At 70.8% G+C, this 22967-nt stretch carries 25 protein-coding genes and 1 tRNA gene; 10 read left to right on the top strand and 16 right to left on the bottom strand.

Annotation, left to right across the window (positions count from 1 at the left end; genetic code table 11):
- Positions 1-54 precede the first annotated feature (54 nt).
- Positions 55-543: a phage holin family protein gene (locus tag AC4OXY_RS27750; protein ID WP_356029359.1), complete on the top strand. Its 489-nt coding sequence runs from the start codon at positions 55-57 to the stop codon at positions 541-543.
- On the top strand, positions 540-1472 hold the full coding sequence (locus tag AC4OXY_RS27745; RefSeq protein ID WP_356029361.1) for an alpha/beta fold hydrolase: 933 nt from the start codon (positions 540-542) through the stop codon (positions 1470-1472). The genes AC4OXY_RS27750 and AC4OXY_RS27745 overlap by 4 nt, the downstream gene beginning before the upstream one ends.
- A 410-nt stretch (positions 1473-1882) precedes the next feature.
- Here AC4OXY_RS27745 and AC4OXY_RS27740 read toward each other — a convergent pair whose 3' ends face one another.
- The 3 genes from AC4OXY_RS27740 to nth all read right to left on the bottom strand — a co-directional run bounded on the left by AC4OXY_RS27740 (position 1883) and on the right by nth (position 4665).
- Positions 1883-3082: a MarP family serine protease gene (locus AC4OXY_RS27740; protein ID WP_356029364.1), complete on the bottom strand. Its 1200-nt coding sequence runs from the start codon at positions 3080-3082 to the stop codon at positions 1883-1885.
- A gap of 13 nt (positions 3083-3095) precedes the next feature.
- Positions 3096-3791, bottom strand: a complete 696-nt coding sequence (locus AC4OXY_RS27735; RefSeq protein WP_491991269.1) for an NUDIX hydrolase — start codon at positions 3789-3791, stop codon at positions 3096-3098.
- 76 nt (positions 3792-3867) lie between these two features.
- A complete protein-coding gene (nth, locus tag AC4OXY_RS27730) occupies positions 3868-4665 on the bottom strand; it encodes an endonuclease III (RefSeq protein ID WP_376293831.1) in 798 nt (265 codons plus the stop codon).
- Between the two features lie 333 nt (positions 4666-4998).
- Here nth and AC4OXY_RS27725 point away from each other — a divergent pair, with 333 nt between their 5' ends.
- Complete coding sequence (locus AC4OXY_RS27725; protein WP_014674022.1) at positions 4999-5673, top strand: Crp/Fnr family transcriptional regulator; 675 nt, start codon at positions 4999-5001, stop codon at positions 5671-5673.
- 94 nt (positions 5674-5767) lie between these two features.
- Positions 5768-6610 (top strand): nucleotidyltransferase domain-containing protein, encoded by an 843-nt coding sequence (locus AC4OXY_RS27720; protein ID WP_356029368.1) that lies wholly within the window; start codon positions 5768-5770, stop codon positions 6608-6610.
- Positions 6611-6627: 17 nt separating this feature from the next.
- On the opposite strand, the gene AC4OXY_RS27715 is transcribed toward AC4OXY_RS27720, so the two are convergent.
- The 4 genes from AC4OXY_RS27715 to sp36 are packed head-to-tail and all read right to left on the bottom strand — an operon-like array spanning position 6628 to position 9016.
- On the bottom strand, positions 6628-7458 hold the full coding sequence (locus AC4OXY_RS27715) for an MBL fold metallo-hydrolase (protein ID WP_491991268.1): 831 nt from the start codon (positions 7456-7458) through the stop codon (positions 6628-6630).
- Positions 7455-8339 (bottom strand): NUDIX hydrolase, encoded by an 885-nt coding sequence (locus AC4OXY_RS27710; RefSeq protein ID WP_356029374.1) that lies wholly within the window; start codon positions 8337-8339, stop codon positions 7455-7457. The genes AC4OXY_RS27715 and AC4OXY_RS27710 overlap by 4 nt, the downstream gene beginning before the upstream one ends.
- Before the next feature lie 57 nt (positions 8340-8396).
- Positions 8397-8861 (bottom strand): RidA family protein, encoded by a 465-nt coding sequence (locus tag AC4OXY_RS27705; RefSeq protein ID WP_356029376.1) that lies wholly within the window; start codon positions 8859-8861, stop codon positions 8397-8399.
- Positions 8858-9016 carry a Sp36 family protein gene (gene sp36, locus AC4OXY_RS27700; RefSeq protein WP_356029377.1) on the bottom strand — a complete coding sequence of 53 codons (159 nt, stop codon included), beginning with the start codon at positions 9014-9016 and terminating at the stop codon, positions 8858-8860. Before sp36 ends, AC4OXY_RS27705 begins: the two co-directional genes overlap by 4 nt.
- 96 nt (positions 9017-9112) lie before the next feature.
- Between sp36 and bagA the strand changes: the two genes are divergently transcribed.
- Entirely contained in the window at positions 9113-10090 is a 978-nt protein-coding gene (bagA, locus tag AC4OXY_RS27695; RefSeq protein ID WP_491991267.1) for an ATPase BagA, read from the top strand.
- Positions 10087-11469, top strand: coding sequence for an ATPase BagB (gene bagB / locus AC4OXY_RS27690; RefSeq protein ID WP_491991266.1), 1383 nt, complete (start codon positions 10087-10089; stop codon positions 11467-11469). The genes bagA and bagB overlap by 4 nt, the downstream gene beginning before the upstream one ends.
- Before the next feature lie 350 nt (positions 11470-11819).
- Here bagB and wblA read toward each other — a convergent pair whose 3' ends face one another.
- Entirely contained in the window at positions 11820-12158 is a 339-nt protein-coding gene (gene wblA, locus AC4OXY_RS27685) for a transcriptional regulator WblA (protein ID WP_067046754.1), read from the bottom strand.
- Between the two features lie 493 nt (positions 12159-12651).
- Between wblA and AC4OXY_RS27680 the strand changes: the two genes are divergently transcribed.
- Positions 12652-14976 carry a transglycosylase domain-containing protein gene (locus AC4OXY_RS27680; RefSeq protein WP_491991265.1) on the top strand — a complete coding sequence of 775 codons (2325 nt, stop codon included), beginning with the start codon at positions 12652-12654 and terminating at the stop codon, positions 14974-14976.
- Between the two features lie 123 nt (positions 14977-15099).
- Here AC4OXY_RS27680 and AC4OXY_RS27675 read toward each other — a convergent pair whose 3' ends face one another.
- Positions 15100-15570, bottom strand: a complete 471-nt coding sequence (locus AC4OXY_RS27675) for a GatB/YqeY domain-containing protein (protein WP_356039840.1) — start codon at positions 15568-15570, stop codon at positions 15100-15102.
- Between the two features lie 94 nt (positions 15571-15664).
- On the opposite strand from AC4OXY_RS27675, the gene AC4OXY_RS27670 reads away from it, so the two are divergent.
- The 3 genes from AC4OXY_RS27670 to AC4OXY_RS27660 all read left to right on the top strand — a co-directional run bounded on the left by AC4OXY_RS27670 (position 15665) and on the right by AC4OXY_RS27660 (position 17618).
- Entirely contained in the window at positions 15665-16597 is a 933-nt protein-coding gene (locus tag AC4OXY_RS27670; protein WP_356039843.1) for a metallophosphoesterase, read from the top strand.
- 122 nt (positions 16598-16719) lie between these two features.
- On the top strand, positions 16720-17478 hold the full coding sequence (locus AC4OXY_RS27665; RefSeq protein WP_376293813.1) for a Pr6Pr family membrane protein: 759 nt from the start codon (positions 16720-16722) through the stop codon (positions 17476-17478).
- Positions 17479-17544: 66 nt separating this feature from the next.
- Positions 17545-17618, top strand: a tRNA-Pro gene (locus tag AC4OXY_RS27660).
- Positions 17619-17701: 83 nt separating this feature from the next.
- Here AC4OXY_RS27660 and AC4OXY_RS27655 read toward each other — a convergent pair.
- From AC4OXY_RS27655 to AC4OXY_RS27625, 7 genes are all read right to left on the bottom strand, one after another.
- Entirely contained in the window at positions 17702-18907 is a 1206-nt protein-coding gene (locus AC4OXY_RS27655; protein ID WP_491991264.1) for a site-specific integrase, read from the bottom strand.
- Between the two features lie 74 nt (positions 18908-18981).
- A complete protein-coding gene (locus tag AC4OXY_RS27650; protein ID WP_108906899.1) occupies positions 18982-19191 on the bottom strand; it encodes a helix-turn-helix domain-containing protein in 210 nt (69 codons plus the stop codon).
- 225 nt (positions 19192-19416) lie between these two features.
- A complete protein-coding gene (locus AC4OXY_RS27645) occupies positions 19417-20583 on the bottom strand; it encodes a DUF3631 domain-containing protein (RefSeq protein WP_491991263.1) in 1167 nt (388 codons plus the stop codon).
- A 349-nt stretch (positions 20584-20932) separates the two neighbouring features.
- A complete protein-coding gene (locus tag AC4OXY_RS27640; protein WP_491991262.1) occupies positions 20933-21823 on the bottom strand; it encodes a bifunctional DNA primase/polymerase in 891 nt (296 codons plus the stop codon).
- A gap of 160 nt (positions 21824-21983) precedes the next feature.
- Complete coding sequence (locus AC4OXY_RS27635) at positions 21984-22448, bottom strand: hypothetical protein (protein WP_491991261.1); 465 nt, start codon at positions 22446-22448, stop codon at positions 21984-21986.
- 15 nt (positions 22449-22463) lie between these two features.
- Entirely contained in the window at positions 22464-22655 is a 192-nt protein-coding gene (locus tag AC4OXY_RS27630) for a hypothetical protein (protein ID WP_491991260.1), read from the bottom strand.
- A gap of 14 nt (positions 22656-22669) precedes the next feature.
- Positions 22670-22927 (bottom strand): hypothetical protein, encoded by a 258-nt coding sequence (locus tag AC4OXY_RS27625; protein ID WP_491991259.1) that lies wholly within the window; start codon positions 22925-22927, stop codon positions 22670-22672.
- Between the last annotated feature and the right edge of the window lie 40 nt (positions 22928-22967).

The raw sequence follows: 22967 nt of genomic DNA, 5'->3' as shown, positions 1-22967 counted from the left end.
TGGCCGGACCGGGCCCGACGCCTGCGGCACGTCAGACCTTTGAGGGAGAACGCGATGAGCGCACCCGACGGCAGCCCGGTCGGCGCCGAACGCAGCGTCGGCCAGCTGTTCGCCTCGGCGACGGCCGAGATGTCGGCGCTGGTGCACGACGAGATCGCGCTGGCCAAGGCCCAGCTGAAGCAGGACGTGAAGCGCGGCGCGGTCAGCGGCGGCGCCTTCACGATGGCGGCCGTGGTGCTGGTCTTCTCCCTGCCGATGCTCAACTTCGCCCTCGCGTACGGCATCCGGACCTGGAGCCACTGGAACCTGGCGATCTGCTTCGTGCTGTCCTTCGCGGCCAACGTGTTCGTCGCGATCCTGCTCGGGCTCATCGGCCTGGCGTTCGCGAAGAAGGCCAAGAAGAGCCAGGGCCCGAAGAAGGTGGTCGCCTCGGTGAAGGAGACGGCGGGCGTCCTGCAGAACGCCAGGCCGCACCCGCGCGCCGAGCTGCCCGAGGACCGTACCCCCGCCGCCATCGAAGCTGTGGCACGCTCGTCGTCATGACCGACCCCGCCCCCTCCGCCGTACGGATCGACGTCCCCCACGGGAAAAAGGTGAGTCACCGGGACGTCGCCGCCAACGGCGCGCGCTTCCACATCGCCGAGCTCGGCGACGGCCCGCTGGTGCTGCTGCTGCACGGCTTCCCGCAGTTCTGGTGGACGTGGCGGCACCAGCTGGTGGCGCTCGCGGACGCCGGCTACCGAGCGGTGGCGATGGACCTGCGGGGCGTCGGCGGCAGCGACCGCACGCCCCGCGGGTACGACCCCGCCAACCTGGCGCTGGACGTCACCGGCGTGATCCGCTCGCTCGGCGAGCCCGACGCGGCGCTGGTCGGCCACGACCTGGGCGGCTATCTGGCGTGGACGGCGGCGGCGATGCGGCCCAAGCTCGTCCGCCGGCTGGCCGTGGTGTCGATGCCGCATCCGCGGCGCTGGCGCGCGGCGATGCTGCGCGACGCCCGGCAGACGGCCGCCAGCTCCTACATCTGGGGCTTCCAGCGGCCGTGGATCCCGGAGCGTCAACTCACCGCGAACGACGGTGAACTGGTGGGGCGGCTGATCCGGGAGTGGTCCGGGCCGCGCCCGCCGGAGGACGAGGCGGTGGAGACGTACCGGCGGGCGATGTGCATCCCGTCGACCGCGCATTGCTCGATCGAGCCGTACCGCTGGCTGGTCCGCTCGCTGGCCCGCCCGGACGGCATCCAGTTCAACCGCCGGATGAAACGACCCGTTCGGGTGCCCACCCTGCATCTGCACGGCTCACTCGACCCGGTGACCCGCACCCGCAGCTCGGCCGGCTCCGGCGAGTACGTCGAAGCCCCGTACCGCTGGCGGCTGTTCGACGGTCTCGGCCACTTCCCCCACGAGGAGGACCCGGTGGCCTTCTCCACGGAACTCGTCAACTGGCTGAAGGACCCCGAGCCCGACCGGTGAAGGCCGCGGCCCGCCCGGTGACGTGTGCCGGTGACGGTATGCCAGTGACCGTACGGTGACAGGTCCGATGCGTGGAGTATCCGGTTCCTGAACACTTGTCCCTCGAACGGCCACATGCCTGCCGCATAGGCCAATTGGGGGGCGCGGAGGCGGTTATCGACCTTCTGGCGGGGCACACGTCGGGGTATGGGCTGGACGCACGACAGTGACGCACCCCGCAACCGCCGCTCGGCCGCCGGTCCGGGCACGCCTCAGCGAGGCGCCCCGCAACTCGCGGAAGCGGACCTGCGCGTAGGGATCCCGCGCATCCTGCGCCGCCGGGCCCGCTGGGTCTCGGTACGCCTTCGCCACCCGCGCGGCTGACCCCTCGGGCACCTCTCGGCGCACCTCTCGCCGAGGCGCACCGGGGCTCACAGGGCGCAGCTGTCCGTCCCCACCTCTTCGGTCGCCGTGCGGCCGCGGTCGGCGTCGGAGCGGATCTCGTCCGCCGTGAGGGCGTAGCCGGTCTCGGCGTCGTCGAGGGACTTGGCGAACACCACGCCGTACACCCGGCCGTCGGGGGTGAGCAGCGGGCCGCCCGAGTTGCCCTGGCGCACGGTCGTGTACAGCGAGTAGACGTCGCGGCTGACCGTGCCCCGGTGGTAGATGTCGGGGCCGTTGGCCGTGATGCGCCCGCGCACGCGCGCGGCGCGCACGTCGTACGAGCCGTTCTCGGGGAAGCCCGCGACGATCGCGCCCTCGCCGCCGGACGCCTCCTGGCCGGAGAACCGCAGCGCGGTCGCCCTCAGGTCCGGTACGTCGAGTACCGCGATGTCGCGCTTCCAGTCGTACAGGACGACCTTGGCGTCGTACTTGCGGCCCTCGCCGCCGATCTGCACGGTCGGCGCGTCGACCCCGCCGACCACGTGTGCGTTGGTCATGACGCGGCGGTCGGCGAAGACGAAGCCGGTGCCCTCCAGGACCTTGCCGCAGCTCTGCGCGGTGCCGGTGACCTTGACGATGGAGCGCTGGGCCCGGGTGGCGACCGGGCTGCCGGCGAGGGCCGGGTCGGGCGGCCGGACGTCGTTGATCGGCTCGTTGGCGAACGGGCTGAAGACCTGCGGGAAGCCGTTCTGCGCGAGGACGGAGGAGAAGTCCGCGAACCAGGTGTTCGCCTGCGCGGGCAGCGCCCGGGAGACGCCGAGCAGCACCTTGGAGCTGCGCACCTCCTTGCCGAACGTCGGCAGCGTCGTACCGGCGAGGGCGGAACCGATCACCCACGCGACCAGCAGCATCGCGACGACGTTGACGAGCGCGCCGCCGGTGGCGTCCAGGGCGCGGGCCGGGGACCAGGTGATGTGCCGGCGCAGCTTGTTGCCGAGGTGGGTGGTCAGGGCCTGGCCGACGGAGGCGCAGACGATGATGACGACCACGGCGACCACGGCCGCGGTGGTGCCGACGTTCGCCTTGTCGGTCACGGCGTCCCAGATGACGGGCAGCGCGTACACGGCGGCGGCACCGCCCCCGAGGAAGCCGATCACCGACAGGATGCCGACGACGAAGCCCTGGCGGTAGCCCACGATCGCGAACCACACGGCCGCGAGCAGCAACAGGATGTCCAGCACATTCACGGACGACACCCTGTCATGACCGCCAGTCGAGCGGGACCCGCTTCTCTCTGTCCCAGGCGCGCTCCCAGCCCGCGTAGTGCAGCAGACGGTCGATCACGCCGGCCGTGAAGCCCCACACGAGGGCCGATTCGACCAGAAATGCCGGGCCTCGGTGCCCGCTGGGGTGGACGGCGGTGGCGCGGTTGGCGGGGTCCGTGAGATCCGCCACGGGGACCGTGAAGACCCGTGCCGTCTCGTTCGGGTCGACGACGCCGACCGGGCTGGGCTCGCGCCACCAGCCGAGCACGGGCGTGACGACGAAGCCGCTGACCGGGATGTAGAGCGCGGGCAGCACGCCGAAGAGCTGGACGCCGGACGGGTCGAGGCCGGTCTCCTCCTCGGCCTCGCGCAGCGCGGCTCTGAGCGGCCCGTCGGCGCGCGGATCGCCGTCCTCGGGGTCGAGCGCGCCGCCCGGGAAGGACGGCTGCCCGGGGTGCGAACGCAGCGAGCCCGCGCGCTCCATGAGCAGCAGCTCGGGCCCTCCCTCGCCCTCGCCGAACAGGACCAGCACGGCGGACTGCCGCCCCGAGCCGTTCTCCGGCGGCAGGAAGCGGCTCAGCTGGAGCGGCTCGACCGTCTCGGCCGCCTTCACCACCGGCGCCAGCCACTCCGGCAGTCCGTCCTTGCTGAGCGTCACCGCACCGCCCCGCGCCTCACCGGCCGTCGTCATCGCCACCCCCTCGCCCCTGCCCGATACAACGCCCGAGGGCCCCGAGATCGTTCCGCCACGCGGCGGGATCGCTCCGTCACGCGGCCCCCAGCGGCGGGGCCGGCCGCCCGCCCGCGTCGAGGTAGGCCTGCGGAGGGTTGAGGCGCTGGCCGGGGAAGCCGCCCTTCTCGTACTTCAGCAGCTTCTTCGCCTTCTCCGGATCGGTCTCGCCCTCGCCGTAGGCCGGGCAGAGCGGGGCGATCGGGCAGGCGCCGCAGGCGGGCTTGCGGGCGTGGCAGATCCGGCGGCCGTGCCAGATCACGTGGTGGGACAGATCGGTCCAGTCGCTCTTCGGGAAGAGCGCGCCGACCTCGGCCTCGATCTTGTCCGGGTCGGTCTCCTCGGTCCACCGCCAGCGCCGTACGAGCCGCTGGAAGTGGGTGTCCACGGTGATCCCGGGCCGCCCGAAGGCGTTGCCGAGCACGACGAACGCGGTCTTGCGGCCGACTCCGGGCAGTTTGACGAGGTCTTCGAGGCGTCCGGGCACCTCGCCGCCGAAGTCCTCGGCGAGGGCCTTGGAAAGGCCTATGACCGACCGGGTCTTGGCCCGGAAGAACCCGCAGGGGCGCAGGATCTCCTCGACCTCCTCCGGGTTCGCGGCGGCGAGGTCCTCGGGGGTCGGGTACGCGGCGAAGAGCGCCGGGGTCGTCTGGTTGACGCGCAGGTCGGTGGTCTGGGCGGACAGGACCGTGGCGACGAGCAGCTGGAAGGGGTTCTCGAAGTCCAGCTCCGGGTGGGCGTACGGGTACACCTCGGCCAGCTCGCGGTTGATGCGGCGGGCGCGGCGGACCAGGGCCGTGCGGGACTCCTCCTTGGTGACGGGCTTTACAGGGATGACCTTTTTGACCGTTTTTCCGGTTTTCTTGCTGCCGCCGGAGCTCTGTTCGCCCACAGCGGAATCACGACGTACAACCACCCGCTATGCCCCCTTGGCCTGTGCTCTCACCGGTGATTTGGACACCCGGCCAGCCTAGAGCCCGCCACCGACATCCGCCCCGGACCCGGAAGATCGGCCCCCGATTGGACCCCTGACGCTTACCCGGGCACACCTGTGCGGCATCCTTGTGACAGATCACACTGTTTGGACCGTCCGGCAAAATGGGGAGCACGGTCCCCTGGTACACGGGGGAGCAAGATCCCCTGAGCAGGTCGACAAGGGAGAGAACTCGTGGACGACGTTCTGCGGCGCAACCCGCTCTTCGCGGCGCTCGACGACGAGCAGGCCGCGGAGCTCCGCGCCTCCATGAGTGAGGTGACCCTCGCGCGCGGTGACTCACTGTTCCACGAGGGCGACCCGGGCGACCGGCTGTACGTCGTCACCGAGGGCAAGGTCAAGCTGCACCGCACCTCCCCCGACGGCCGGGAGAACATGCTCGCCGTCGTCGGCCCCGGTGAGCTGATCGGCGAGCTGTCGCTGTTCGACCCGGGCCCCCGTACGGCCACGGCGACCGCGCTGACCGAGGTCAAGCTGCTCGGCCTCGGCCACGGCGACCTCCAGCCCTGGCTGAACGCCCGCCCCGAGGTGGCCGGTGCCCTGCTGCGTGCCGTCGCCCGCCGGCTGCGCAAGACCAACGACGCCATGTCGGACCTGGTCTTCTCCGACGTCCCCGGCCGCGTGGCCCGCGCCCTGCTGGACCTCTCGCGCCGCTTCGGCGTGCAGTCCGAGGAAGGCATCCACGTCGTCCACGACCTCACGCAGGAGGAGCTGGCCCAGCTGGTCGGCGCCTCGCGCGAGACCGTGAACAAGGCCCTGGCGGACTTCGCCCAGCGCGGCTGGCTCCGCCTGGAGGCGCGGGCCGTGATCCTGCTGGACGTGGAGCGGCTCGCCAAGCGCTCCCGGTAGGTCTCGTGGGTGTCGGGTGCCGGACAGGCGGTGTTCACCGTCCGGTACCCGAAAATCAGCTGCCCCGGACAGGGACGCGCGCGACAGTGGCCGCATGGCTGAAACGATCCGTCGTCCCCGTCTCGACGCCCTGCGTCCCGGCCTCGACGACCTGGGCTTCATCGCGCGCGAAGGCTCCCTCGCGCGCGTGCCCGGTGCCTTCCGCCCGGTCGTGGCCGACGCGCGCGACCGGGTGCTGGACCTCTTCGGCACGCGCCTGCACAGCGCGTACCTCTACGGGTCGATCCCGCGCGGCACCGCGCGCGTGGGACGCAGCGACCTGGACCTGCTCGTCGCCCTGCGGGACGAGCCCGGCGAGGCCGACCGGGCGGCCGTACGGGCGCTCGGCGAGGCCGTCGACAAGGAGTTCCCGCAGATCGACGGGGTCGGCACGCTGCTGTACGGCCGGGACCGGCTGCTGAGTGAGCTGGAGCGGTACGACCTGGGCTGGTTCGTGGCCTGTCTGTGCACCCCGCTGCTCGGCGACGACCTCGCCGAGTACCTGCCGCGTTACCGGCCCGACTCCCTGCTCGCCCGCGAGACCAACGGCGACCTGGCCCGGTGGCTGCCCCGCTGGCGGGAGCGGATCGCGGGCGCCGAGGACACCGAGGAGGCCCGGCGCCCCCTCGTGCGCTTCATGTCCCGCCACCTCGTGCGCACCGCCTTCACCCTCGTCATGCCCCGCTGGAACGGCTGGACCAGCGACCTGCGCGAGATGGCCGACGCGTTCGGCGGCTACTACCCGCAGCGCGCCGCACAGCTGCGCACGGCGGCGGAGTACGGCTGCGAACCCGTCGGCGACCCCGAGGTGCTGCGCACGTACGTGGACGACCTCGGCCCCTGGCTCGCCGCCGAGTACACACGCGTGCACGGCGTCAAGGCACCCCGGCCCGACTAGCTGGGCCGGGGACGGGACTAGATCAGGCCGTGTTCGGTCAGGTAGTCCAGCTGGGCCCGTACCGACAGTTCCGCCGCCGGCCACAGGGAGCGGTCCACGTCGGCGTAGACGTGGGCGACGACCTCGGCCGGGGTGCGGTAGCCGTCCTCCACCGCCGTCTCCACCTGGGCGAGCCGGTGGGCGCGGTGGGCGAGGTAGAACTCGACGGCGCCCTGGGCGTCCTCCAGGACCGGCCCGTGGCCCGGCAGGACCGTGTGGACGCCGTCGTCCACCGTCAGGGAGCGCAGCCGGCGCAGGGAGTCCAGATAGTCGCCCAGGCGGCCGTCGGGATGCGCCACGACGGTCGTACCGCGCCCGAGGACGGTGTCGCCGGTCAGGACCGCCCGGTCGGCCGGGAGATGGAAGCTCAGCGAGTCCGCGGTGTGCCCGGGGGTCGGGACGACCCGCAGCTCCAGGCCGCCGATGGTGATCACGTCCCCGGCGCCCAGGCCCTCGTCGCCGAGGCGCAGCGCCGGGTCGAGGGCACGCACGCGCGTGCCGGTCAGTTCCGCGAACCGGGCCGCGCCCTCGGCGTGGTCCGGGTGGCCGTGCGTGAGCAGGGTCAGGGCTATGCGCCGGCCGGCCTGCTCGGCGGTGTCGGCCACCGCGCGCAGATGGCCGTCGTCCAGCGGGCCCGGGTCGATCACCACGGCCAGGTCGGAGCCGGGCTCGGCGACGATCCAGGTGTTGGTGCCGTCCAGGGTCATCGCCGAGGCGTTGGGCGCGAGGACGTTGACGGCCCGCTCGGTGGCGGGGCCGGAGAGCACCGCGCCCCGGGGCTGGCCCGGCAGCGTGCTTGCGTCGGTCATGCGGGGCCTCCTCCGGGCGGACCGGGGGTCGTCGGGACGTGCTTGGTGAACTCCTCGTGCCCCGGCCAGGACAGCACGATCTCGCCGTCCAGCAGACGCGCCGTCGCCATCACCGGCGTCATGTCGCGCGCGGGGGCCGCGCCGAGCGCCTCGGCGGCGGTGCCGTACGGCAGCAGCTGGCGCAGGGTGGCGATGGTGGGCGGCATCATCAGCAGCTCGCCCTTGTCGTAGCCGGCGGCGGCCTCCTCGGGGCGGATCCACACCGCGCGGTCGGCCTCCGAGGAGGCGTTCCGGGTGCGCTGCCCCTGCGGGAGGACGGCCACGAAGAACCAGGTGTCGTAGCGGCGGGACTCGAACTCCGGGGTGATCCAGCGGGTCCAGGCGCCCAGCAGGTCCGAGCGCAGCACCAGAGAGCGCCGGTCGAGGAACTCGGCGAAGGACAGCTCGCGCGCGACCAGCGCGGCCCGGTCCGCCTCCCAGTCCTCCCCGGTGGTGTCGCCGACGACCGAGTCCCCGTCAGGCCCCGCGAGCAGGACGCCCGCCTCTTCGTAGGTCTCGCGCACGGCCGCGCACACGATCGCCTGGGCGCCCGCCTCGTCGACACCGAGCCGCGTCGCCCACCACGCGCGCGTGGGGCCCGCCCAGCGCACCTGACGGTCGTCGTCACGCGGGTCGACACCGCCCCCGGGATACGCGTACGCGCCTCCGGCGAAGGCCATGGAGGCGCGTCTGCGCAGCATGTGGACGACCGGACCGGCCCCGGTGTCTCTCAGGAGCAGCACCGTGGCCGCGCGCCGGGGGGACACCGGGGTGAGGGTGCCGTCCGCGAGCGCGCGGATGCGGTCCGGCCACTCCGGGGGGTACCACTGACCGTTCGCCATGGCCGGAGGCTATCCCGTGTAGGGCGAATGTTCGAGAGGTACCCGAGGTCAGCGGGCCTACGGAAGCAGCTCGACCTGGATCTCGACCTCGACCGGCGCGTCCAGCGGCAGCACCGCGACACCGACCGCGCTGCGCGCGTGCACGCCCTTCTCGCCGAGCACCTCGCCGAGCAGTTCGCTCGCGCCGTTGACGACACCGGGCTGCCCGGTGAAGTCGGACGCGGAGGCGACGAACCCGACGACCTTCACCACGCGCGCGATGCGGTCGAGGTCACCGGCGACGGACTTCACGGCCGCCAGCGCGTTCAGCGCGCACACGCGGGCGAGGTCCTTGGCCTCCTCCGCCGTCACCTCGGCGCCCACCTTGCCGGTGACCGGCAGCTTGCCCTCGACCAGCGGCAGCTGGCCCGCGGTGTACACGTACACGCCGGTCCGCACGGCCGGCTGGTACGCGGCCAGCGGCGGTACGACGTCCGGCAGGGTCAGGCCCAGTGCGGCCAGCTTGGCCTCGACCGCGCTCATGCCTGCTTCACCCGCTTCAGGTAGGCCACGAGCTGCTCGGGGTTGGGCCCGGGCACGACCTGGACGAGCTCCCAGCCGTCCTCGCCCCAGGTGTCCAGAATCTGCTTCGTGGCATGGACGAGCAGTGGCACGGTTGCGTATTCCCACTTGGTCATGGGGCCGACTGTAGCCGCTGTGCCGGGAGGGGCCGTGACCTGCGTTATCCACAGCCTCTCGCGTGAGTGTCGGCCGGACTGGTTAGTCTCGAAGGCGTGAGCAGGCTCCAGGTCGTCAGCGGCAAGGGCGGGACCGGCAAGACGACGGTCGCCGCCGCACTCGCGCTGGCCCTCGCGACCGAGGGGAAGCGGACGCTTCTCGTGGAGGTCGAGGGCCGGCAGGGCATCGCCCAGCTCTTCGAGACGGAGGCGTTGCCGTACGAGGAGCGGAAGATCGCGGTCGCTCCGGGCGGCGGGGAGGTGTACGCGCTCGCGATCGATCCGGAACTGGCCCTGCTGGACTACCTCCAGATGTTCTACAAGCTGGGTGGAGCCGGCCGGGCCCTGAAGAAGCTCGGCGCCATCGACTTCGCCACCACCATCGCGCCGGGCATCCGGGACGTCCTGCTGACCGGCAAGGCGTGCGAGGCGGTGCGCCGCAAGGACAAGAGCGGGAGGTTCGCGTACGACTACGTCGTCATGGACGCCCCGCCGACGGGCCGCGTCACCCGCTTCCTGAACGTCAACGACGAGGTGGCGGGCCTCGCGAAGATCGGCCCGATACACAATCAGGCGCAGGCCGTGATGCGGGTGCTGAAGTCCCCGGAGACGGCCGTGCACCTGGTGGCGCTGCTGGAGGAGATGCCGGTCCAGGAGACCGCCGACGGCATCGCCGAACTCCGCGCGGCCCGGCTCCCGGTGGGCCGCGTCATCGTGAACATGGTCCGGCCCGAGCTGCTGAACGCGGCCGACCTGGAACTCGTACGGACCGTGGGACGTTCTTCCGTCGCACAGGCACTCTCGGCCGCGGGGCTCGGCGGGGCCCGGCGCGGCGGTCACGCCGAGAAACTGGTGGACCCGCTGCTGCGGCAGGCGTCGGAGTACGCCGAGCGGTACGCGCTGGAGCAGGAGCAGCGCACGGTCCTCGGCGAGCTGGGCCTGCCGCTGGGCGAACTGCCGCTGCTGGCCGAGGGCGTGGACCTGGCGGGGCTGTACGAACTCGCCACCGAGCTGCGGAAGCAGGGGTTGTCATGAGTGCGGACCCGGCCGAGGCCCCCGAGACGGCTCCCGAGGCGCACGAGACCGCCGAGGGGCCCGACAGGGCCCACCGTCTCGCCCCCGCGCGCGTGCTGGACGTCGACCCGCTGCTCGACGACCCGAAGACCCGGATCGTGGTGTGCTGCGGCTCGGGCGGCGTCGGCAAGACGACGACCGCGGCGGCGCTCGGCCTGCGGGCCGCCGAGCGGGGCCGCAAGGTCGTCGTGCTGACCATCGACCCGGCCCGCCGGCTGGCGCAGTCGATGGGCATCGACTCCCTCGACAACGTCCCGCGCCGGGTCAAGGGCACCGAGGGCGACGGCGAACTGCACGCCATGATGCTCGACATGAAGCGCACCTTCGACGAGGTCGTGGAGTCGCACGCGGACCCCGAGCGGGCGGCCGCGATCCTGTCCAACCCCTTCTACCAGTCACTCTCGGCGGGCTTCGCGGGCACGCAGGAGTACATGGCGATGGAGAAGCTGGGCCAGCTGCGCGCGAAGGACGAGTGGGACCTGATCGTGGTCGACACCCCGCCGTCCCGCTCCGCGCTGGACTTCCTGGACGCGCCCAAGCGGCTCGGCTCCTTCCTGGACGGCCGCCTCATCCGCCTGCTGACGGCCCCGGCCAAGCTGGGCGGCCGCGCGGGCATGGCCTTCCTCAACGTCGGCATGTCGATGATGACCGGCACGCTCGGCAAGCTGCTCGGCGGTCAACTGCTGAAGGACGTCCAGACGTTCGTGGCCGCGATGGACACCACCTTCGGCGGGTTCCGCACGCGCGCGGACGCCACGTACAAACTGCTCCAGGCGCCCGGTACGGCGTTCCTGGTGGTCGCGGCGCCGGAGCGGGACGCGCTGCGCGAGGCGGCGTACTTCGTGGAGCGGCTGGCCGCGGAGCGGATGCCGCTGGTCGGCCTGGTGCTCAACCGCGTCCACGCGAGCGGGGCCGACGGGCTGTCGGCCGAGCGGGCGCTCGCCGCCGCGGAAAATCTTGAGGACCCCCGCATTGTCGATCAGGGGGGCGGGAAAGCTGGACTTCGTAACTCTCCCGACACGTACGGCAGTTCACAATCTCCCGCATCATCTCCCGCGCCCGAGGCCGCGAGCGGCACCCCTGCTTCCGAAGAAGGCTCCCCCGCCGACGCGGAACGCCCCGTCGACCGGCTCACCGCGGGTCTGCTGAGACTGCACGCCGATCGCATGCAGCTGCTCGCGCGCGAGCGGCGCACGCGTGGCCGTTTCACCGCCCGTCACCCCGAGGTGGCGGTCGTCGAAGTACCCGCGCTGCCCGGCGACGTCCACGACCTCACGGGCCTGCGCGACATCGGCACGCGGCTGGCCGCGGGTGCGCGGGGCGCCGAGGGTGAGCGGTGAGGGAGCGCGCGACAGGGGTCGTACACGCGCAGACACGTACACGCACAGGCAGATGAGCACATACGGATGTTGTGGCGTGGGCCCGCAGGACACCCCGGCGAGACCGCGAGCCGTGTCCGCGGACGCGCGGGACCACACGTCAGCCACGCGAGGCGTCTCTCACGGCGAGGCGGGCCGCAGGCCGATCGCGGTGTCCCCAGGTCCAGGCCCGATCGGCGCTTGCCGGCCCTATGCCTCGTAACCTTCCGGCCCCGTAGCCCTGTAGCTCTCTGGCCCTACAGCCCCCCTGGCAGTGGCCATGGCCGCGGTCCGACGCTGTTCCTCCGGGCGTGTGCCGGAGGGACATGCCCTCAGCTGACGGCCGCGTAGTGCTCGTACACCTCGTCGCTGTCGAGGGGCACGATTCCGGTGCCGCGCTCGTACTCCGAGCGGGCCGTCTCCAGCAGCCTGCGCCACGACGTCACCGTGGGCCGCCGACGCAGCAGTGCGCGGCGTTCCCGCTCCGTCATGCCTCCCCACACGCCGAATTCGACGCGGTTGTCCAGCGCGTCGGCCAGGCACTCGGTGCGTACCGGACATCCGGTGCACACCGCCTTGGCCCTGTTCTGCGCTGCTCCTTGAACGAACAGTTCATCCGGATCGGTAGTGCGGCAGGCAGCCTGCGCACTCCAGTCGGTTACCCAGCCCATACCGGCGCCGTCCTCTCCCGAATCGAGGCTCCCCCACGGCGGCAGCGGCATATTCACCGCCGCCAGTTGAGGACGTTACGGAAGGTGGGGACAGCGCAACACCCCCTTCGGGCCCAATCTTGAATGGCCCGAACGGACTATGGGTAAGCGGCAGATCACCCGCGGGAGTGAGCTGGCGACATACGCGACTCTCCCGGCAAACCGGGACAGCTGCGGTGCGCTACATCGGGCACCGGATGACACACGAGGCGGATTCGGACACGTGCCCCTCAGAGAACCGGGCACGCCCCCGTGGAAGAACCGGGATACGACCGGAACGATTCGGGGTCGCCGGACGTATTGATACGTGACCGCACTGCTGTGACAGTTGAGAGCAGCTTAGGCCAAGGCCTGCGCGCGTGTCCGGCGATTGAGAAGGTAGACGTCTCGCTTTGCCGTGCCGTGACGCGGGTGCTCCATCGGAACGCTCAGAAGTACGGATTAGGCTGCCCTCATGCCAAAGAAGCGCTCGGGCGGTGGTCTGTCGCCAACGCAGCAGGCCGCCAAGTTCCTCGGTGTCAGTGTGCTCGCCGGAGCCGTGATGGCGGGCATCGCGCTGCCCGCGGCCGGCGCGCTCGGCCTCGTGGCCAAGGGGTCGGTCCAGAGCTTCGACGAGATCCCGGCCAACCTCAAGAGTCCCCAGCTGAGCCAGCGCACGACGATCCTGGACAACCAGGGGAACCAGATCGCGTCGGTCTACTCCCGCGACCGCACGGTGGTCGACCTCAAGGACATCTCGCCGTACATGCAGAAGGCGATCGTCGCGATCGAGGACTCGCGCTTCTACCAGCACGGCGCGATCGACCTGAAGGGCGTGCTGCGCGCGCTGAACAAGAACGCGCAGAGCGGCGGGGTCGCCCAGGGCGCCTCCACGCTCACCCAGCAGCTGGTGAAGAACTACTTCATCGAGGAGGCCGGCGACGACCCGACGAAGGTCGCCGAGGCCACCCAGCAGACCATCGGCCGCAAGATCCGCGAGCTGAAGTACGCGATCCAGATCGAGGACCAGCTCGGCAAGAAGAAGATCCTCGAGAACTACCTGAACATCACCTTCTTCGGCGAGCAGGCCTACGGCGTCGAGGCCGCCTCCGAGCGGTACTTCTCCAAGCACGCCAAGGACCTGAGCCTCCAGGAGTCGGCGCTGCTCGCGGGCATCGTGCAGTCCCCGAGCCGCTACGACCCGGGCAACGACGAGGCGGAGGCCACCAAGCGCCGCAACACCGTCCTCCAGCGCATGGCCGAGGTCGGCGACATCTCCCAGAAGGAGGCCGACCAGGCCAAGGAGGAGCCGCTCGGGCTGCACCCGAGCCAGCCGAAGAACGGCTGCATCACCGCGGTCCGCGGCGCCGGCTTCTTCTGCGACTACGTGCGCGACGTCGTCCTGACCGACCCGTCCTTCGGCAAGACCAAGGAGGCCCGCGCGAAGCTGTGGAACCAGGGCGGTCTGACGATCCGTACGACGCTCGACCCGCAGGCCCAGGACTCCGTACAGGCGTCCGTCAGGAACCACGTCTACCAGACCGACCCGGTGGCCACGGCCGCCACCATCGTCGAGCCCGGGACCGGCAAGATCCTGGCGATGGGCCAGTCCCGCCCGTACGGCTTCGGCAAGAACGAGACGCAGATCAACCTGTCCGTCAACCAGGGCATGGGCGGCGGCGCCGGCTACCAGCCCGGTTCGACGTTCAAGCCGATCGTCGCGGCGGCCGCGATCGAGGGCGGCAAGCCCCCGACGCAGCAGTACTCGTCGCCGTACGAGATGCCGTACCCGAGCCCCGTGCAGGCGTGCGACGGCAAGGTCTGGCGCACCGACCCGAACAACCCGGACAAGCTCACGAACGAGAACAAGTCCGAGCACGGCCCGATGGGCATGAAGGAAGCGACCGCCAAGTCGGTCAACACCTACTACGTGCAGCTGATCAGCGACATCGGCATCTGCCCGGTGACGCAGATGGCGCAGAAGATGGGCGTGGCCCGCGCCGACGGCCGCAAGATCGACCAGGCCCCCTCGATCGCGCTCGGCACCCAGGAGATGTCCCCGCTGACGATGGCGAGCGCGTACGCCACCTTCGCCTCGCGCGGGACGTACTGCACCCCGGTCGCCATCATGTCGATCACCCAGAAGGTCGGCAGCGAGGTGAAGTCGCTGCCGGTGCCGAAGACGGCCTGCTCGCGCGCGATGTCCCAGAAGACCGCGGACACGGTCAGCACGCTCCTCAAGGGCGTGGTCGAGGACGGCACCGGCCAGGAGGCCGGCCTCGGCGACCGCCCGAGCGCGGGCAAGACGGGTACGACGGACCAGCGCTACGCGGCCTGGTTCGTCGGCTACACCCCGAACATGGCGGGCGCGGTCTGGGTCGGCGACCCGGCCCACAAGCGCCAGATGACCAACATCACCATCGGCGGCGTCCCGTACGACAAGGTCTACGGCGGCCAGGTGCCCGGCCCGATCTGGCGCGACATGATGACCGGCGCGCTGGCGGGCAAGCCCGCCCCGGACTTCAACCTGATCGACATCCCCGACGACAACAAGGGCAAGGGGGACGGTCAGGGAAAAGGCCAAGGGGGGGCCAACGGGGGCAAGAACGGGGGCAGCACGGGGGGAATCGGCGGCCTGATCGGCGGACTGACAAACGGCGGCGCGGCTGACGGCGGCACCACGGGCGCCACGACCGGCGGCCCCGTCCCCACCCCGACCTTCTCCCTCCCCGGCGGCTTCATCCAGGGCCAGGGCAACGGCGGGAACAACGGAACCGGGAACGGCGGCGTCTGGCCCTAGGCGGCCGTGACCGGCAGGTACGGGCATGCGTACGGCGGCGGGGCCGCACCCTGTGGGAAAGGGGTGCCGCCCCGCCGCCGTATTCGGTCACTCGGACATTCGGCCCCGGTCCGGCCGGCCGGCTCAGCCCTGGAGCAGCTGCTGCTTGACCACGGCGGCGACGCGGCCGCCCTCGGCCTGGCCGGCCACCTTCGCGTTCGCGATCTTCATGACGGCACCCATGGCCTTCGGGCCCTCCGCGCCGGCGGCCTTCGCCTCGGCCACGGCCGCGGCGACGATCGCGGTCAGCTCCTCGTCCGACAGCTGCTTGGGCAGGTATCCGGCGAGGACCTCGCCCTCCGCCTTCTCCCGCTCCGCCGACTCGGCACGGCCGCCCTGCGCGAAGGCGTCGGCCGCCTCACGGCGCTTCTTCGCCTCGCGGGTGATCACCTTGAGGACCTCGTCGTCGGACAGCTCACGCTTCTCCTTGCCCGCGACCTCCTCCTTGGTGATCGCGGCGAGCGTCAGCCGGAGCGTCGAGGAGCGCAGCTCGTCACGCTCCTTGATCGCGGCGTTGAGGTCGTCGTGGAGCTTCGACTTGAGCGTGGTGGTCATGAGGTCGATTGTCGCAGGTGTGCGGCGGCGAACGCCCGTTGTTTTAGCCGCCCGCCCGTCTTCCGGCCCTCCGCGGGTCTGACACGATGGGCGTATGCGCGCGCGATACGGAGTACCCCTGGGAATCATGGCGGCAGGCGCCGCCGGTCTGGCGTACGCGGCGGGCTTCGAGGCCCGCTCCTTCCGCCTGCGACGGGTGACGGTGCCGGTCCTCCCGCCGGGCATGCGCCCGCTGCGCGTGCTCCAGGTCTCGGACATCCACATGGTCGGCGGCCAGCGCAAGAAGCAGCGCTGGCTCCAGTCGCTGGCGGGCCTGCGCCCGGACTTCGTGATCAACACCGGCGACAACCTCTCGGACCCCGAGGGCGTCCCCGAGGTCCTGGACGCACTCGGCCCCCTGATGGAGTTCCCGGGCGCGTACGTCTTCGGCTCCAACGACTACTACGGCCCCAAACTCCGCAACCCCGCCCGCTACTTGATGGAGAAGACGAACGGCCGGCACGGCCTGAACGGCAACAAGCCGGCGGTGGGCGCCATCCACAACCCGTGGGAGGACCTCCGTGACGGCTTCGACTCGGCGGGCTGGCTGAACCTGACGAACACGCGAGGCGTGCTGAAGGTCGAGGGCGTGTCGATCGAGCTGACGGGCCTGGACGACCCGCACATCAAGCGCGACCGCTACGCCCGGGTCGCCGGCGGCCCCTCGGGGACGTACGACTTCTCCTTCGGCGTGGTCCACGCGCCGTACCTGCGCGCACTGGACGCCTTCACGGCGGACGGCTACCCCCTGATCCTGGCCGGCCACACCCACGGCGGCCAGCTCTGCATCCCCTTCTACGGCGCCCTGGTCACCAACTGCGACCTCGACACGGACCGCGTGAAGGGCCTGTCCACGCACACGGCGGAGGGCAACACCTCCTACCTCCACGTCTCGGCGGGCTGCGGCACCAACCGCTACACCCCGGTCCGCTTCGCGTGCCCACCGGAGGCGACCCTGCTGACGCTGGTGGGGCGGGAGCGGGGGTAGCAGCCGGTGGGGCTGGGGGGACGGGCGGGGCCGACGGGGTCCCGGCCGTCCGGCCGTGGCGGTGTAACCCGACCGGACCAACCCGCATGGTCCGCCCTCGCCCCCGCTCCTAGCGTGAGGGCATGACCGCACCGATACCCAGGGACATCCCGGACCTGCCCGCGGTCCCGGGCCCGCCCCTGCTGCTGCCCGCCCCGGTCCCGGCGACGGCGGTGGTGGCCCCGGTCCGCCGCCCCGTGGTCGCACTCGTCCGCCTCCTGATCGCCCTGGCGGCGGGCGGCGGCGTAGCCCTGGAGCTCCTGCTGGGGAGCCCGGCCCGCGTCCTGAGCTACTTCAGCGTCCAGACGAACATCCTGCTGGCCGTGGTCATGCTGCTGTCGGCGACGCGGACCTGGCGGGCACGCCGCCCGCTGCCGTCCGCAGTGACAGGCGCCACACTTCTCTACGCCGTGATCGCGGCGCTGGTCTACCACCTGCTCCTGGCCCACACGACGCCCCCGTTCTCCATGACCGGCGCGACGACGGCACCGGCACGCTGGCACGGCCAGTGGGCGACCCTCCAGATCCTCCACACGGTGACCCCGGCGGCGGTCGTGCTGGACTGGCTGCTGCTCACCCCGTCGGCCCGCCTGCACCTCCGCCAGGCCGCGGCCTGGCTCCTCTACCCCCTGGCCTACCTGGCCTTCTCCCTGATCCGAGGGATGTTCCTCGCCCCCTCGAACCCCGCCCGCTACCTCTACCCCTTCCTCGACGTCGCCGCCCACGGGTACCGCAGCACCCTGGCCAACGCCCTCCTCCTGGGCCTCGCGATCTACGGCCTGGCCGTCCTCCTGGTAGCCCTGGACCACACCCGCCCGACCCCGGTCCGCCGCCGCGTCTAAACCGGATTTCGTCTACAGCCACCGGTGGGCTAAAGTAAACGACGTCGCCGCGGGAAGCAGCGACACCGGGGTGTAGCGCAGCTTGGCAGCGCGCTTCGTTCGGGACGAAGAGGTCGTGGGTTCAAATCCCGCCACCCCGACGCTGGTCAGAGACCACATACGGACTTCCGTATGTGGTCTCTGTCGCGTTCGGGGGGCCAAACAGGGGGCCAAACGAATTTGATCAGGCCACCGCGTCGCCCTCCTCCGGGGCCTTCGTCTCGCCTCCTTTCTGATCTTCGGCGAAGATGTCATCCATCGCTTCGGCACCCTGCGTGATCACGGGCCGGAGCTGCTTCCGGTAGACCGCCTCTGTGGTCGCCTGGCTGCTGTGACCGACCAGGAGCGCGATCCGCTCCAGGGGGATGCCGTGATCGGAGAGCAGGGATACGAAGCTGTGCCGGAGCTCCCGCGGCGTCCACTCGGGCTTCAGTCCGGCCTTCTTCACGATGGCCTTGAAGTCTCGCCGGACGTTGGCTGCGTCCAGCGGCTCACCGCTCCGAGTCGTGAAGACGCGGCCGGTCGGGTTCCACTCCATCCCCCTCGACGCCCGCTCCTGCATCTGCCATCGCATGTGCTCTTCGAGGACATCAACCACCTGCTTCGGCAGCGCTATGGTCCGGCGGCTCTTCCTGGTCTTGGTCTCACCGTGCTTGCGCACCGAACGCCACACCGCGACGTGAGGCGGGATGCCGGCCGTTGTCTCCAGGAAGACGTGATCCCAGGTGAGGGGCCGCGCCTCTTCTGTGCGGACACCGCTCAGGAGCGAGAGCACGAGGTAGGCGTAGAGCCGTGACGGGCGCGCGGCGGTGAGCACGGCCTTTGCCTGCTCCAAGTTCAGCGCCTTGCTCGGACGGCCGGGGCGCCCCTCCGGTGCGGTGACGAGTAGGGCGACGTTCCGAGCAGCCTTGTCCCTGCGCTGAGCGTGCGCGATGGAGCGGCGCAGGATGGCAAGCAGGTCACGCAGACTTCGCGTCGCGAGGAATTCGGCCCGTCCGTCCAACCAGTCGTCGACATCGTCCGCGCTGAGTTCCTTCAGCTTGGCCTTGCCGATGAACGGGATCAGGTGCTTGTTCGCCATCGAACGGTTCTTGCCGATGGTGCCCTTTGCGTCGCGCCCCTTCAGTCCGCGCTCCAACCAGTCATTCACTGCGTCGGCCACGGTGTAGTTGGCCGGCGCCTTGACGCCGGTCTGCACCTCCTTCTTCAGGTCACGGATCTTCTGGCGTACTTCGGTCTTCGTCTTGCCGTACACCTTCGGTCGACGGCGCTTGCCGTTCGGGGCGAACCCCAGTGAGACGGCTCCGACGTAGCTCTTCTTGGCGGGGTCCCAATAGATCGTGTCCGCACCGTGACCAGCCCTTTGGGCACGCTTCGGGGTCTCGGTCATCTTCTGTTGTGCCTCCATAGGACAGGGCCGCGCCCTGAAGGGCGCGGCCCTGTGAAACTGGGGTGATGGGAAGTTCAGGCTGTAGCTTCCGCCTCACGCTTGAGGAGTTCGACGTACTGAGCGATGTACTCCGGCGGCACAAGTCGGCGACGGCCGATGCGGACGGTCTGAAGGCGTCCGAGGCGTATCTCCTCGTAGACCATCGAGCGTCCGATCCTGAGAGCCTTGGCCGCCTCTTCGGGGCGGTAGAGAAGCTGTTCGGCGGGTTCAGCAACCGTGGTCATGCGGCGGTGCCTCCTCGGCAGGGCTCCGGGGGTGGTGGCCCCCTTCCTGTCAGGTCCGCTACTTCCGCTACCTCCGCTACCGCCCTGGTCAGGGGCATGATCGAGGTAGCACATAAGGGCGCGGGTAGCGGATGGAGCTGCTACCGCCCCGGGTTCGTGGCCACGGGGCGGGTAGCGGATGGGTCGGCGCGGTAGCGGATGCGGAAGCGCGATCCGCTACCGGTTTTAGGGCTCTGACCTGCCCGGTAGCGGAGGTAGCGGAAGTAGCGCACTTTCCGCGGGGGGCGGGCAATAGCGCTGCCACGCGTCGTGTAGATCGCTCGCGTAGTAGCCCTTCATGACGCTGCCCCCGGCCTTGATGTTGCGCGCCGCGATCGGGGTGTTGTCCGCGGTCATGTACTCCCGCAGCATCCGTGACAGCCCGCGGGCATCGAGCGGCTTGCCACTCATGTCCGCCCACGGCGCCTCTTCGAGGCTGTGGAGCCGGTCCAGGATGGCGACGGTGGGCAGGCGATCGATCCCGTTGAACACGTAGTCACGCAGGTCGGTCAACAGACGGATGCCGATGCTGCCCTTGTCGCTGGTCTTGGCCGCGTTCACCAGCTCGACGCACGCGGCGCGGGCCCGCTCTGGCCACGTACCGCCCGCCGCGTCGGCCACGGCGAGCAGGGGTTCCCACACGTCCGCGGGCCGGTCGCTGATGCCCTCCGGCAGCTCCGGGAACACCCCATCGACAACGTGACGCACGGACTGTGCCCATGCGGCGAGCCGGTCGCGCAGGGCATGCCCCTCCTTCTCATGGATGCGCTGGCGGAAGGGCTCCACGCGCTCGTTCGGCGCACGGCGGCGCATGCGGACGATGACCGAACGGGTCAGGATCGTGTCCGGCAGCGAGCCAAGACCAGCGACCGCGACCCCACAGAACGACGGGAACTCTTGTACCTGCTGATTGGCTCCGTCACCGACGCAGCGCCACATGACGCCGGAGCGGCGGTGTCCTGCGTTCAGGAAGCCGCGGAGCTGTTCGTTCTCTCCGGCCTTGGGCCCGAAGACGGTGTCGATCTCGTCGAACAGGATCGTGGGTCGCCCCTCCATCCCTGAGACCGCGCGGAAGAGCGCGGAGGCCGACGCGTTGACCGCGACCATCGGTTGCGGCACGAGAGTTTCCACGATCTCCAGCGCGCGGGACTTGCCCGAACCCGGCTCCGGCGACAGGAACGCGAGCCGCGGTGTGGAGTCGAAGCAGTCGAGCAAGTGCGCGTGTGCGTCCCACAGCGTCACGGCGACGTACGCGGCATCGAGGGGGAAGATGTTGAAGCGCCGGTGGAAGGACTCCACCTCATCGAGCAGGGCGGAGCCGTCCATGGCGGGTGCCGGCGGATTGGCGCTCATGCCGCCTGCCTCCCTTCCTGGTTGGTGCGGAGCGGGCATGCGTCACGGTGGACGGTGTGCTCTTCGATCAGTGCGAGCACCTTCGAGTGGCCGACGGCGCTGCGGTCCCTGCCGCACAGGCAATTCGATGTGGCCGTAGGGACGGCACCGCGCGGTGCGGAAATGCGCAGCCACGCGACCGGGAACCGCCCGTCAACCTGGTGCGGGTCAGGACGAAGAGCAGAAGGGGCGCCCTTACGGGCGGCGCCTTTCGGCTCGCCCACGGCCGGAGGGGGCGCGGCTTGTGCGGCGGCGCACGGTCCGGTCGGGGTGGCGGGGAGGCTCTTCAGTGGGGGACGGGGCGGGGTGCTCATGCCGCCCTCCGCTGACCGTTGTGGGCAATCGACCAGTTCAGACCGCTTCGAATGGTCGCCTCACATGACCGCGGCGACAGACCCACCTGCTCCCCCGCCCACTGAAGAGCCTCCTCAACCTGCTCCCTGGGAAGGTCGCCCCAAGCGATGAAGCGCCCCAGGGCTCGCGCCGCCCGCAGCAAGGTGGCGTTGCGCTCGCCCTCCGGAGCCTGCCGTACCGACGCGGTTTCCGCGTTCAAGCCCGCAGCCGCGTAGCGAGAGGCTCGAACGGCCGACGGTGCAGCCATCAGTGCCCGAGAAGCCTGACGGCCGGTCAGGCGGGCGCTGAGCCATTCCGGCAGAGGTGCGGGCGGCACGTCGTTGACGACCGCGTAGGCGCCCGTGGGAGTGAGGCTGCCGGGGGCGACGACGTAGCCGCCCCATGCGCGGGTGTCGATGCGCTTGCCGAGCCGTCCGGCCGTGTTGCCGAGCCGGACGCCGGACGGGGCGGTGAAGTACAGGTGCACCCCACCGCTCGCAGTCCGCACCGTGCGGGTGGTGGGCACGGCATGCCCGGCGCGCTCGCAGAGCGCCGTAAAGGTCGTCACGCCGTTAGGCGTGTCCGTACTGCTCTTGCGCTTGGGCATGTCGAGGTCGACGACCACCAGCCCGGACGGCCCGGTCGCGATACCGACGTTGAACGGCAGGTCGCCCCACGCACGGCGGATGCGGTCGGGGTCGATAGTGGCGCGCTCTTCCCACTTGCGGTGACCACCCGCGCAGTCCCCGATACCGGGGCAGACGTCCTCACCGTGCAGGGCCGGACGCTTGTCACCGGGGCGCAGGGGGAGGACGGCCCATCCCCGCTCCGCCGCATCCAGGGCGGCGAACAGAAGGTGACGGTTCATGCCGGCACCCCCGACGTGCTCGATGGGATGGCCTGGGCCGGACGGCCCTCGCCGAATGGCGCTCGTTGGGTCATGCTGGATGTCTCCTGCTCTCTTGGAGGGACTGGAGAACCGGGGCGGGCGCAGGCTTGTGGTGAGACGGCGCCCGCCTCGGGCGTAGCTAGCCGTGGAAGTGGTTGCGCTTGAAGACGGCCTTGCGGATATTGACCGTGGTCCCGCTACGGTGGCCGCTCGCGCTGAGGACCTGCACGGCCACCCAGCCGCCGAAGATGACGGCGGCGAGGGTGATGAGGTGAGTGATGAGCGCGGTCAGCGCGGTGATGAACGCGGTCAGCAGGAACAGTCCGCCACAGACGGCACCGAACCCGATGCCCCCGAGCGCGATGTTCACCGCCGCGCTGGAGACAGGCAGCTTGGCCGCGACCGGCTCGGGCTTGACAGGTTCGAGGGCGTAGCCGGTGACGACGCGGCCGTCCGGCAGGACGACGCTCGTCACCGCCGGGATCGTGCCCGGCTGCACCGGTACGACCGGCGCCGACCGCACCGGGGCGAGCGGAGTAGGTCGGTGGACTTCCACGGTCGCCTCACGACGGCTGGGGGCGAGGGGCTTGACGGGTTCGTTCATGGTCGCGGTCTCCTGTCATCCGAGGTGGCCGAGAGTGTCGGCGCACGCCTGCACGAGGTTGTGGATGGGTCCGTACGCGCCGGTCCCGGCGACGAAGAAGCCGAACAGGAACAGGACGATGGCCGAACCCGCTCCGGCGGACCTGGTCTTGATGGCGAGGGCGGAGGCGGCGCCGAACAGCAGGACGGCGGAGATGTTGAGGACCATCGGGAGCCTTCCGGTCAGGGGGTGTCGGTGCCCGCGCGGTAGATGCGGGCCCAGCGGTTGTAGAGCCAGCGACCGACGCGTATGCGCTTGCCCGTGGCGTCGCAGCGGCGGCAGTCCTTGCCGCGCTTCATGCGCCCCTTGCGGTCGGTCTTCATCGCGAAGCCCCAGCCATTGCACTTGCGGCAGTTGCCGAACGGCGAGGCGGCGCACACGGCGACGTAACACAGCGTTACGCCGAGAATCAGGGTGATAGCGAGCAGGACAGGGGTCATGACAGGCCCTTCCAGGCGGGTTTCAGGGGTTTCCGCAGAT

The organism is Streptomyces sp. HUAS MG56, from assembly GCF_058673395.1.
Note: the sequence above shows the minus strand (reverse complement) of the source record. Positions and strands in the feature narration are given on the sequence as shown.